We start from the raw sequence: 12,453 nt of genomic DNA, 5'->3' as shown, positions 1-12,453 counted from the left end.
CAGATAACAATATGGAGCCAGTATGGCTGAGAACAAACAATCTTCTCCTTCACTTCTGTTACAGGTGATGAATGGTGGTGAACTGGAAAGTGGGCGGCCCGCAAAATGCCTGTTTACCCGTGAAGGAGGTGCTATTGGTAGTGCAGAGGATTGCCACTGGTCTGTACAGGACAGAGAGCAGACGGTTACTGACAAAGCCTGCGCGGTAGTGATGTCGGGTAGTGTCTTCTGCCTGAAAAATCTCAGTGGGCAAATCTGGATCAACCAGGCACCTGTTGCTGCCACCTCCGCGCTAATCCAGTTGCGGCAGGGCGATGAAATTTTACTGGGATCACTGCTCCTGAAAGTTTTTCTGTCCGAAGGAAAACACACGGATTATGACGAACAGATGGCTGCGCCTGAAACGATTGTGACTAACCGTGATCGCCTGGTGGATATCCTGCTGACGACAGAAGGCCAGCCTGAATATCCGGGAATGTCCCGCAAACATCAGATGGCAGATACGGTAGTTAACAGTTTCTCGACTGATCCTTTACAGGTACTCCAGACGGAGAGTCTGACCGTAGCGGGTTCCCTGTTCTCCGATACGCCTCCGGGCAGGTCATCGTCCCTCTTATCCGGCACTGCGCGTAATAATGAGATTGATACCCCGTTTATGGATTTGCCTCCGATATATGCCGAACCTCGGGATAAAGATACGCCTGTTGAGATGGCACAAAGGCATCTTGCCGTCACGCCATTATTACGTGGGCTGGGCTGTTCTCTGACCGTACATAACTCCAAAGAGGCCGATGATTTCCTTGAGGAAGTCGGGCGAACGTTGCAGGCAGCCATTAAAGGTCTGCTGGATCTGCAACAGCGGCGTAACAGCCTGTCAGATAAACATCTGCGCCCGCTGGAGGATAACCCGTTGCGCCTGAACATGAGTTATGACTCGGCGCTGGATGTCATGTTTGCCGAAGGAAAAAGTCCTGTACACCTGGCTGCTCCCGCAGCTGTGGGGGAAAGCCTGCGTAATATCCGCCATCACGATGATGCCAACCGGGCAGCGATTGTGGAGTCGCTGCGTGTGTTGCTGGACGCATTTTCCCCTCAGAGTCTGATACGACGTTTTGTCCAGTACCGTCGAAGCCATGAGTTACGCCAGCCACTGGATGATGCCGGGGCATGGCAGATGTACTGCAACTACTACGATGAACTGGCGTCAGATCGCCAGCAGGGGTTTGAGATGTTGTTTAACGAAGTCTACGCCCAGGTCTATGACCGGGTTCTTCGTGAAAAACAGCGGGAGCCAGAAGCATGACTGGGCGTTTTTTCCGTGTCTGCGCAATGGTGATGCTGTTCAACATCACTCTGACGGGATGCGAAACAGTGAAAAAAATCAGTCAGGTGATCAAAAACCCGGATATCCCGGTTGGGAAGATAACTGAACAACCCTCTGAGGTTACGGTTACGTTGCTGACCGAACCGGACACGAATACCAATGCGGACGGCGAAGCAGCGGCTGTGGATGTACAACTGGTCTATCTGAGTGACGACTCGAAGTTGCAGGCTGCGGACTATGACCAGATTGCCAGTACGCCACTGCCGGATGTGCTGGGTAAAAACTATATCGATCATCAGGATTTTAATCTGCTGCCGGACACCATCAAAACCCTGCCGCCAGTGAAGCTGGATGAGAAAACGCAGTTTATTGGCGTTGTGGCCTATTTTTCTGATGACCAGGCCACCGAGTGGAAACAGATAGAGCCGGTGGATGGCGTCGGCCACAACTACCGCCTGCTGGTACATGTACGACAGGGCAGTATCGAAATGAAAAAAGAGGACAACTGATAATGGCGACCATTAAAAATAAGGTGATCTGGCAGGAGGGGCTATTTGTTCAGCCACAGCATTTTCAGCAACAGCAACGTTATAACGATTATATCCTTGGTAATCGCCTGAATGCTCAGAGTGACTTTTTCTGGGGATTCACCCGGTTGTCTCTCAATATCGACTTATTGAGCCAGGGTAAAATTCATATTGATCATGCTGAAGGCTGTATGCCGGACGGCACGGTTTTCAGCATTCCTGATCAGGATTTACTGCCAGAGCCATTAGAACCAAAGGTACTGAATACACCTGAAAGCCACATCATTTATCTGGCCTTGCCCGTTATTAGTGATGTTATTAATGAAGTGGATGGCCACCACAGCGCCGGGCAGAGTTCCCGACGTTATCGTCTTAACTATGCCGATGTACGCGATTTACACACCGATGAAGGGGATGTCAGGCAACTGTTGCTGGCGCAGCTTACCCCCAGGATTGTCGGCGGTGGTGAGGATCGGAGCGGTATGGTCACGCTGCCTTTGTGCCGTATCCGCGATAGGTTGGCTAATGGCGCACTGGTGCTGGATGAAAACTTTATTCCCACCTGCCAGTCTGTTCGCGTTAGCAACACGCTGGGTCGGTTTGCCGGAGAGATTCAGGGGCTGGTCGCCAGCCGGGCAATTGAACTGGCAAGTCGTATTGGTTCGCCGGAACAAAGCGGCATTGCCGATGTGGCCGAGTTTATGATGTTGCAGATCCTCAACCGTAACCAGATGCACTTCACTCACCGCTCACACCTGCACACCCTGCATCCGGAGGATTTTTATCTGGATCTGGTGAAATTACTGGGCGAACTGATGACTTTCACTGAGAACAGTCGTTTGCCCTGTCCTGTGGAGCCTTACGATCACCACGATCTCACCTTGTCGTTTAATACAGTGATCCCGGAATTACGCAGGACGCTTAATATCGTGCTGATGCCACGGGCTCAAAACCTGCCATTGCGCTTTATGGACGGAATTTATACCGCCACTGTTAACGATCCGACGTTGTTGCAGTCTGCTTCCTTTGTGCTGGCTGTCCGGGCGCGAATGCCGCATAACCAGATTATTCTCCAGTTTACCCAGCAGTCGAAAGTTGCCGCCAGCAATAAAATTCGCGATGTGGTCAGCGTACAGGTTCCGGGTATTCCGCTGGTTCCACGGACCGCAGCACCGCGTCAGTTGCCATACCATGAAGGTTTTGTTTATTTCGACCTGGATAAAGGTGCATCAGCCTGGCAGGACGTGGTGAAAGCCGGTGCGCTGTCACTGCATATTTCCGGCACCTTCCCGGAGCTGGACATGCAACTGTGGGCGATAAGGGGCCAGGCTCATGAGTGAACAGGCTGCCCTGTTACCTGAAAATAGCGACACTCCGGTGGTGGAAAAGAGGCCGCTGGTGGCGCCTGATATTTTTCAGGAGGAGATCTCCTGTCGCCAGTATCGTCTTCCCCTGCGAGGCAACAGCCTGAATCCAATGATCGATGCCGCCACGCCGCTGCTGGGGATGGTGATGCGCCTGACAACCATGAACAGCCAGACGATGCCGGATCACCTGTTCAGCCAGGTGGTCACCGATGTGCAGGCAGTAGAGCAATTACTCCAGGAGCAGGGTTATGAGCCCGGCATCATTGTCTCGTTCCGTTACATCCTCTGCACTTTTATTGATGAAGCCGCGCTGGGGAATGGCTGGTCAAATAAAAACGAGTGGATCAAACAGTCGTTGCTGGTGCATTTCCATAACGAAGCCTGGGGCGGTGAGAAAGTCTTCATTCTGCTGGAACGCCTGTTGCGTGAACCGAAGCGTTATCAGGATTTACTCGAATTCCTTTATATCTGTTTTTCTCTGGGCTTTCGCGGGCGCTATAAGGTTGCGGTACAGAACCCGGATGAATTTGAACAAATCTACCGTCGTCTGCATCACGTGCTGCACAAACTGCGTGGCGATGCTCCCTTTCCGCTGCTGCATCAGGACAAAAAAACACAAGGTGGACGCTACCAGTTGATGCAACGTCTGACCATCAGGCACCTCTTTTTGGGGGGAGTGGTGGTGCTGGCGCTGTTTTATCTGTTTTACCTGCTCCGCCTGGACAGTCAGACACAGGATATTCTTCACCAGTTAAACCGGCTGCTTGCCAGGTAAGGATACATATGATTCAGATTGATTTAGCTGCACTGGTTAAGCGCCTTAACCCGTTCACCAAACAGGCGCTGGAAATGGCGGCTTCAGAATGCATGAGCCAGCAGTCGGCAGAAATTACCGTCAGCCATGTGCTTATTCAGATGCTCGCCATACCGCGAAGCGATCTGCGGGTTATTACAGAGCAGGTGGACATTACCGTGGACACGCTACGCCAGTCGTTAACAGAGGAGCGCTATGCCACTGTACGAATGGCAGACGGCTACCCGGCATTTTCTCCGATGCTGGTTGAATGGCTGAAAGAGGGCTGGCTGCTGGCCTCCGCAGAGATGCAGCACAACGAACTGCGTGGCGGTGTACTGTTGCTGGCGCTTCTGCACTCGCCGTTGCGTTATGTTCCGCCCGCCGTTGCCCGACTGCTGACCGGCATTAACCGCGACCGCCTGCAACAGGATTTTGCGCAGTGGACGCGCGAGTCAGCAGAAACCGCGATGCGGAATGCTGACGGTCAGACCATGAATACGATGGTGGATACAGGGGACAGCCTGCTTGCCCGCTACGCCAAAAACATGACCGCAGACGCCCGTAACGGCAGGCTTGACCCGGTACTGTGCCGCGACCACGAAATCGACCTGATGCTCGACATTCTCTGCCGCCGCCGTAAAAACAATCCGGTAGTGGTGGGTGAAGCAGGCGTGGGTAAAAGCGCGCTGATTGAAGGGCTGGCGCTGCGCATCGTGGCAGGCCAGGTGCCGGACAAGCTGAAAAACACCGATATCATGACCCTTGACCTGGGTGCATTACAGGCCGGGGCATCGGTGAAGGGCGAATTCGAAAAACGCTTCAAGGGGCTGATGGCGGAGGTTATTTCCTCCCCGGTGCCGGTCATTCTGTTTATCGACGAAGCACATACCCTGATTGGCGCGGGCAACCAGCAGGGTGGGCTGGATATCTCCAACCTGCTGAAACCAGCGCTGGCGCGCGGCGAACTGAAAACCATCGCCGCCACCACATGGAGCGAATACAAAAAATACTTCGAGAAAGACGCCGCCCTGTCGCGCCGCTTCCAGTTGGTGAAGGTCAGCGAACCCAACGCCGCCGAAGCCACCATTATTCTGCGCGGTCTGTCGGCGGTCTATGAACAGTCTCACGGCGTGCTGATTGATGATGACGCCTTGCAGGCCGCTGCGACATTAAGTGAGCGTTATCTCTCCGGGCGTCAGTTGCCGGACAAAGCCATTGATGTGCTGGATACCGCCTGCGCCCGCGTGGCCATCAACCTGTCATCGCCGCCGAAGCAAATCTCGGTGCTGACCACTCTGAGCCACCAGCAGGAGGCGGAAATTCGCCAGCTTGAGCGCGAGCTTCGCATCGGGCTGCGTACCGACACCTCACGGATGACCGAGGTACTGGTGCAGTATGATGAAACACTGGCGGCGCTGGATGAACTGGAAGCGGCCTGGCACCAGCAGCAGACGCTGGTACGGGAAATTATCGCGCTGCGCCAGCAGTTACTGGGCGTGGATGCCATGGAGGATACGCCGTCAGAGTCAGAACAGGATAATACCGATGCTGAATCGACTGATGATGCTGGCAGCACACAGCCTGAAGAGACCGCTGAAACAGTTTCCCCGGTGCAGAGGCTGACCCAGCTCACCGCCGAACTGGACACCCTGCATAACGACCGGTTGCTGGTTTCCCCGCATGTCGATAAAAAACAGATTGCGGCGGTGATTGCCGAATGGACTGGCGTTCCGCTTAACCGCCTGTCGCAGAATGAAATGTCGGTCATCACCGACCTGCCGAAGTGGCTTGGTGACACCATCAAAGGACAGGACCTGGCGATTGCCAGCCTGCATAAACACCTGCTGACTGCACGCGCCGACCTGCGCCGTCCGGGACGCCCGCTGGGCGCGTTCCTGCTGGCCGGCCCCAGCGGCGTGGGTAAAACCGAAACCGTCCTGCAACTGGCAGAACTGCTCTACGGCGGTCGCCAGTATCTGACCACCATCAATATGTCCGAGTTCCAGGAGAAGCACACCGTCTCGCGGCTGATTGGTTCCCCTCCGGGCTATGTCGGGTATGGTGAAGGCGGCGTGCTGACCGAAGCGATTCGCCAGAAACCTTATTCTGTGGTGTTGCTCGACGAAGTGGAAAAAGCGCACCCGGATGTGCTTAACCTGTTCTACCAGGCGTTCGACAAGGGCGAGATGGCAGACGGCGAAGGCCGCCTGATTGACTGTAAAAACATCGTCTTCTTCCTCACCTCCAACCTCGGCTATCAGGTGATTGTCGAACACGCCGGTGACCCAGAAACCATGCAGGAAGCCCTGTATCCGGTGCTGGCGGACTTCTTTAAACCTGCCCTGCTGGCGCGTATGGAAGTGGTGCCGTACCTGCCGCTGTCGAAAGAGACGCTCGCCACCATCATTGCCGGGAAACTCACCCGTCTGGATAACGTGCTGCGCAGCCGCTTTGGTGCAGAAGTGATTATTGAACCGGAAGTAACGGACGAAATCATGAGCCGCGTCACCCGCGCGGAAAACGGCGCGAGGATGCTCGAATCGGTCATCGACGGCGACATGCTGCCGCCGCTCTCCCTGCTGCTGTTGCAGAAAATGGCGGCCAACACGGCGATTGCCCGGATTCGTCTGTCGGCGGCAGACGGTGCATTCACGGCAGACGTGGAAGATGCTCAGAACGACGAGTCCGTCACAGAGGATGAAGCTGTTTTATGAGCAGGTTGCGCGTTTTCCGGCAGACAGGATGGTTTATCGCGGGCCTGATGGTGGGCTTACCCGCCAGTGCCGCGACCGCAGAGACATCATCAATGGCTGGTGTGGCGGTAGCCGCTGCTACAACGACCCCTTCGGATGCGGCAGCTACGTTACAGTCCATGCAGTCCTGTCGGCGGGAATCTGCGGCGCTGGAACGGCTCGACTGTTATGACCGCATTCTTTCGCCAGAGCAGCCAGCCTTTGGTGGGGCTGCACTGGTGAAAGCTCGTTACCAGGGCGAAGCCTGGACCCGCGCCACAGAGCAGGAAAAACGCCGCCAGGGCAATACCACAGGGCTACTGGTGACGCAGGTGCCAGGAGAGCGCCCGACAGTGGTGATCACCACTCCGGCTATTGGGCATGTTCCACCGCGCCCGGTGCTAATGTTCAGCTGTGTGGACAATATCACCCGGATGCAGGTGGCGCTGATGCACCCTCTGGATGCCCATGATATCGCCGTCACCCTGAATGCTGACAGCCGGGCATTACGCAGCCACTGGTTTGTACGCGAGAACGGCACCCTGCTGGAGTCCAGCCGGGGGTTATCCGGTATTGATGAAATTAAGCAACTGTTCGGCGCTAAAACACTGACGGTGGATACCGGCGCAGACAACGCCGCCGGAAAGCTGACCTTTAACATTGACGGGCTGGCAAGGGATATTGCTCCCCTGCGCGATGCCTGCCACTGGGCGGGAGAATAAAGATGGATTTACGTAACCCGGATACCTGGATTTCGCACCTGCTGGAAAACCTGCCGGAAGAGAAACTGGCTTCGGCGTTGAAAGATGACAACCCGGACTGGGAGTATATCGACGGTGGGATTGTCAAACTGGGATCGCTGGCGCACAGCCAACTGGATATCCCTGAACTCCAGCACCGGGGGCTGGTCCTTCTGGCTTCGGAGAGTAAGGATTTTCGCCTGCTGGCGCATCTGCTGAGAACCCTGCAACATGCCGGTGATCCGCTCCTGGCCTTGCGCCTGCTGGCTCTGTATGTCGAACATTACTGGGCGGTGGCTGCGCCGCAGAATATAGCGCATAAAAAACGCTTTGCCAGTCAGGTGATAAAACGTTTTGAGGCGGGCGTCACGTCTTTTGCGGAAAGTGCAGCCACGGCACAGCGCGATGCGCTGCTGGGGGAACTGGCGAAGTTGGCGCAGTGCTGGCAGGCACACAACGCGCCGGAGCTGGCCAAGGCTACAGACGATTTATTTGCCTTGTTTCAGCGCGCGTTTCGTGATGTAGCGCCTGAAACGTCGTCATCTGCACGTACCGCCGCCAGTGCGCCGCAGGCCACGAGCGGAGCTGTACCGGATATGTCACCGCACACGGCTGCCGCTCAGCCTTCTGTTGCAGCTACTCCAATCCCGCAGGTCATCGTTGACAGCCACGACGATAAAGCCTGGCGCGACACGCTGTTAAAAGTGGCTGCCATTTTATGTGAACGCCAGCCGGACTCACCGCAGGGCTATCGCCTGCGCCGCCATGCACTGTGGCAGAACATCACCAGCACACCCCAGGTGGAAAGCGATGGCCGTACCCCACTGGCTGCGGTTTCTGCCGATATGGTGTCGGATTATCAGTCCCGGCTTGCCAGCGCGGATATGACGCTGTGGCAGCAGGTGGAGAAAAGCGTACTGCTGGCACCTTACTGGCTGGATGGTCACTGCCTTTCGGCACAGACGGCACAGCGTCTGGGCTACAAACAGGTGGCAGACGCCATCCGCGATGAGCTCACCCGCTTTCTTGAGCGTCTGCCCCAGCTTACCGGGCTGCTGTTTAATGACCGCACACCGTTTATCAGTGAGCAGACGAAACAATGGTTGTCCGCTTCGCCCGACGGCAAAGTGGCACCGATTGCGCAGACCGGTGAGGAATCGCAGGCGGCCAGGACCTGTTTTGCCGAACAGGGGCTGGAGGCGGCGCTGCGGTATCTGGACATGCTACCCGAAGGCGATCCCCGCGATCAGTTTCACCGCCAGTTCCTTGCCGCCCAGTTGACGGAAGAGGCAGGGCTGGTACAGCTTGCGCAGCAACAGTACCGGATGTTGTTGATGATGGGGGGGCAGACGATGGTGGCCGACTGGGAGCCATCGTTACTTGCGCAGCTTGAACAAAAATTCACGGCAGAACAATAAAAGAGAACAGGAGTTTTTGTGTTCAGATTACCAACACCCCGACTATTCAGCGGACTCAAATCAGTCCTGCGCCCGGCGATGCCCCGGTTTAAGGTTTCTGCATTCTGGCTGCTGATACTGGCGTGGATTTTCCTGCTGGTGTGGATCTGGTGGAAAGGCCCGACGTGGACGCTGTATGAAGAACAGTGGCTCAAACCACTGGCTAACCGCTGGCTGGCAACGGCAGCATGGGGGATTATTGCCCTGGTGTGGCTTACTGTCCGGGTAATGAAGCGCCTGCAACAGCTTGAAAAACAGCAAAAACAGCAGCGCGAAGAGGCCGTTGATCCGCTCAGCGTGGAGCTGAACGCCCAGCAGCGTTACCTCGACCGCTGGTTACTGCGCCTGCAACGCCATCTCGACAACCGCCGCTACCTGTGGCAGTTGCCCTGGTATATGGTTATCGGTCCGGCGGGCAGTGGCAAAACGACACTGCTGCGCGAGGGTTTTCCGTCTGACATAATTTATACCCCCGAAGCGGTGCGTGGGGCGGAGCCGCGCCTGTATCTCATCCCGCATGTCGGGCAACAGGCGGTGATATTCGATATTGATGGCTCGCTCTGTGAACAGCCGGATGCAAATGTGTTGCACCGCCGGTTATGGGAACATACCCTGGGCTGGCTGGTAGAGAAGCGCGCCCGTCAGCCGCTGAACGGACTCATTTTGACCCTCGATTTACCTGACCTGCTGACCGCCGACAAGCGCCGCCGTGAGTATCTGCTACAGACGCTGCGCAGCCGCCTCCAGGATGTACGCCAGCAGCTTCACTGCCAGTTGCCGGTCTATGTGGTGCTGACCCGGCTGGATCTGCTGCATGGTTTTGCCACGCTGTTTCAGTCACTGGATAAAAAAGATCGTGACACCATTCTGGGCGTCACGTTCACCCGTCGTGCCCATGAAAACGAGGACTGGCGAAGCGAACTTAATGCCTTCTGGCAGTCGTGGTGTGACCGAATGAACCAGGCGCTGCCGGATCTGATGCTGGCGCAGAGCCATATGCGTGGCTCCCTGTTTAGCTTTGCCCGCCAGATGCAGGGAAGCCAGGAATCCCTGGTGGCGCTGCTGGATGGATTGCTGGATGGGGAAAACATGGATGTCATGCTGCGCGGGGTCTATCTCACCTCGTCCCTGCAACGCGGCCAGATGGATGACATCTTTACTCAGTCCGCAGCTCGCCAGTACCGGCTGGGCAGCAGCCCGCTGACGGCCTGGCCGCTGGTGGATACCACGCCGTATTTCACCCGCAACCTGTTTCCGCAGGCATTACTGGCAGAGCCTAACCTGGCAACGGAGAGCCGGACCTGGCTGACCAGCAGTCGTCGCCGCCTGACCATCTTTTCCGCAACGGGCGGCGTGGCGGCGCTGCTGTTAATCACTGGCTGGCACCATTATTACAATGACAACTATACCTCCGGCGTCCAGGTGCTGAAGCAGGCTAAAGCGTTTATGGATATCACGCCCCCGCAGGGGATGGATGACTATGGCAACCTGCAACTGCCGCTGCTGAACCCGGTACGTGATGCCACTCTCGCCTATGGTGACTGGGGCGACCGAAGCCGCCTGGCGGATATGGGGTTATACCAGGGGCGGCGTGTCGGGCCGTATGTGGAGCAGACCTACCTGCAATTGCTGGAGCAGCGTTATTTGCCCGCCCTGTTTAACGGGCTGGTGAAAGAGATGAACACCGCGCCGCCAGAGAGCGAGGAAAAACTCGCTGTGCTGCGCGTGATACGAATGCTGGAGGATAAAAGCGGACGCAATAATGAGGTGGTGAAGCAGTATATGGCGAAACGCTGGAGCGAAAAGTTCCACGGCCAGCGCGATATCCAGGCGCAACTGATGTCCCATCTTGATTACGCGCTGGCGCACACGGACTGGCACGCAGAGCGTCAGGCGGGAGACAGTGATGCCATCAACCGCTGGATACCTTATGACAAGTCAGTTGTGTCAGCACAGAAAGAACTTAGCAAACTGTCGGTTTACCAGCGGGTTTACCAGAGTCTGAAAACGCGGGCGCTGGGCGTACTGCCAGCAGATCTTAACCTGCGCGACCAGGTGGGGCCGACCTTTGAGCAGGTGTTCACATCTGCCGATGACAACAAACTGGTTGTTCCGCAGTTTCTCACCCGTTACGGCCTGCAACGCTACTTTGTGAAGCAGCGCGATGAACTGGTGGAACTGACCGCGCTGGACTCCTGGGTACTGAACATCACTCATAACGTGAAGTACAGCGACGCTGACCGGACAGAGATTCAGCGTCAGTTGACTGAACAGTATCTCAGTGACTACACCGCTACCTGGCGGGCCGGGATGGATAATCTTAACGTCAGGAATTATGTGTCCATTGCGCAACTGACCAGTGCGCTGGAGCAGATAATCAGCGGTGACCAGCCACTTCAGCGAGCGCTGACTGCCCTGCGTGATAACACGCAGCCTGCGGTACTCTCTGAAAAAATTTCTGATAAAGAACGGGAGAATGCACTGGCGGAGCCGGACTTCCGCCTGCTGACCCGCCTCGGGCATGAATTCGCCCCGGAAAACAGCACGCTCGCGGTACAGAAGGATAAAGAAAGTACCATGCAGGCGGTGTACCAGCAGTTAACGGAACTGCACCGCTATCTGCTGGCGATCCAGAACGCGCCGGTGCCGGGGAAATCGGCGCTGAAAGCTGTCCAGCTACGTCTGGACCAGAACAGCAGCGACCCGATATTCGCCACCCGCCAGATGGCGAAAACCCTGCCCGCGCCACTTAACCGCTGGGTGGGCAAGCTGGCCGACCAGGCCTGGCATGTGGTGATGGTGGAGGCCGTTCACTATATGGAAATTGACTGGCGTGACAACGTGGTGAAACCGTTCAATGAACAGCTTGCCGGTAACTATCCGTTTAATCCGCGCTCGGCGCAGGATGCTTCACTGGATGCGTTTGAACGTTTCTTTAAACCGGATGGCGTGCTGGACACATTCTGGCAGCAGAATCTGAAACTGTTTATTGAAAATGACCTGAGCCGTGATGGCGATAACGGGGTGATTATCCGCGAGGACATCATCCGGCAACTGGATACTGCACAGAAGATTCGCGACATCTTCTTCAGTAAACAAAACGGCCTGGGAACGCAGTTTGCGGTGGAAACGGTATCGCTCTCCGGCAATAAACGCCGCAGCGTGCTGAACCTCGATGGTCAGTTAGTCGATTACAGCCAGGGCCGCAACTATACCGCCCACCTGGTCTGGCCGAACAACATGCGGGAAGGCAATGAAAGCAAACTGACGCTGATAGGCGTCAGTGGCGGAGCGCCGCGCAGTATCCGTTTCACCGGGCCGTGGGCGCAGTTCCGCCTGTTCGGGGCAGGGCAGTTAACCAGCGTTGAGGCAGGGACATTCAGCGTGCGGTTTAACGTGGACGGTGGCGCGATGGTCTACCGGATACACGCTGACACCGAGGACAATCCATTCAGTGGCGGGCTTTTCAGCCAGTTCAGGCTGTCGGACACGCTGTACTGAGGAGACAAG

The 12,453-nt window shown here is 56.2% G+C and carries 8 protein-coding genes; all 8 read left to right on the top strand.

Annotation, left to right across the window (positions count from 1 at the left end; all coding sequences use genetic code 11):
• Window positions 1–22: 22 nt before the first annotated feature.
• The 8 genes from tagH to tssM all read left to right on the top strand — a co-directional run bounded on the left by tagH (window position 23) and on the right by tssM (window position 12,444).
• Entirely contained in the window at window positions 23–1,303 is a 1,281-nt protein-coding gene (gene tagH, locus EFER_RS09895) for a type VI secretion system-associated FHA domain protein TagH (protein ID WP_000829652.1), read from the top strand.
• Window positions 1,304–1,329: 26 nt separating this feature from the next.
• Entirely contained in the window at window positions 1,330–1,833 is a 504-nt protein-coding gene (gene tssJ, locus EFER_RS09890) for a type VI secretion system lipoprotein TssJ (RefSeq protein WP_123059606.1), read from the top strand.
• Between the two features lie 2 nt (window positions 1,834–1,835).
• The gene (gene tssK, locus EFER_RS09885; RefSeq protein ID WP_000201154.1) at window positions 1,836–3,191 is read left to right on the top strand and encodes a type VI secretion system baseplate subunit TssK; all 1,356 of its coding nucleotides are present in this window, start codon (window positions 1,836–1,838) and stop codon (window positions 3,189–3,191) included.
• Window positions 3,184–3,993, top strand: a complete 810-nt coding sequence (icmH, locus tag EFER_RS09880) for a type IVB secretion system protein IcmH/DotU (protein WP_001294880.1) — start codon at window positions 3,184–3,186, stop codon at window positions 3,991–3,993. Before tssK ends, icmH begins: the two co-directional genes overlap by 8 nt.
• Window positions 3,994–4,001: 8 nt before the next feature.
• Window positions 4,002–6,728 carry a type VI secretion system ATPase TssH gene (tssH, locus tag EFER_RS09875; protein WP_000614295.1) on the top strand — a complete coding sequence of 909 codons (2,727 nt, stop codon included), beginning with the start codon at window positions 4,002–4,004 and terminating at the stop codon, window positions 6,726–6,728.
• Window positions 6,725–7,468, top strand: a complete 744-nt coding sequence (gene vasI, locus EFER_RS09870; RefSeq protein ID WP_000088870.1) for a type VI secretion system-associated protein VasI — start codon at window positions 6,725–6,727, stop codon at window positions 7,466–7,468. Before tssH ends, vasI begins: the two co-directional genes overlap by 4 nt.
• Window positions 7,465–8,904 (top strand): type VI secretion system protein TssA, encoded by a 1,440-nt coding sequence (gene tssA / locus EFER_RS09865; protein ID WP_024256475.1) that lies wholly within the window; start codon window positions 7,465–7,467, stop codon window positions 8,902–8,904. The genes vasI and tssA overlap by 4 nt, the downstream gene beginning before the upstream one ends.
• 78 nt (window positions 8,905–8,982) lie before the next feature.
• Window positions 8,983–12,444 carry a type VI secretion system membrane subunit TssM gene (gene tssM / locus EFER_RS09860; protein WP_024256473.1) on the top strand — a complete coding sequence of 1,154 codons (3,462 nt, stop codon included), beginning with the start codon at window positions 8,983–8,985 and terminating at the stop codon, window positions 12,442–12,444.
• Window positions 12,445–12,453: the final 9 nt, after the last annotated feature.

Origin of the sequence: Escherichia fergusonii ATCC 35469 (genome assembly GCF_000026225.1) — a bacterium.
In the GTDB taxonomy this organism is placed as follows: domain Bacteria; phylum Pseudomonadota; class Gammaproteobacteria; order Enterobacterales; family Enterobacteriaceae; genus Escherichia; species Escherichia fergusonii.
This window is presented reverse-complemented; position numbering and strand designations above follow the sequence as displayed.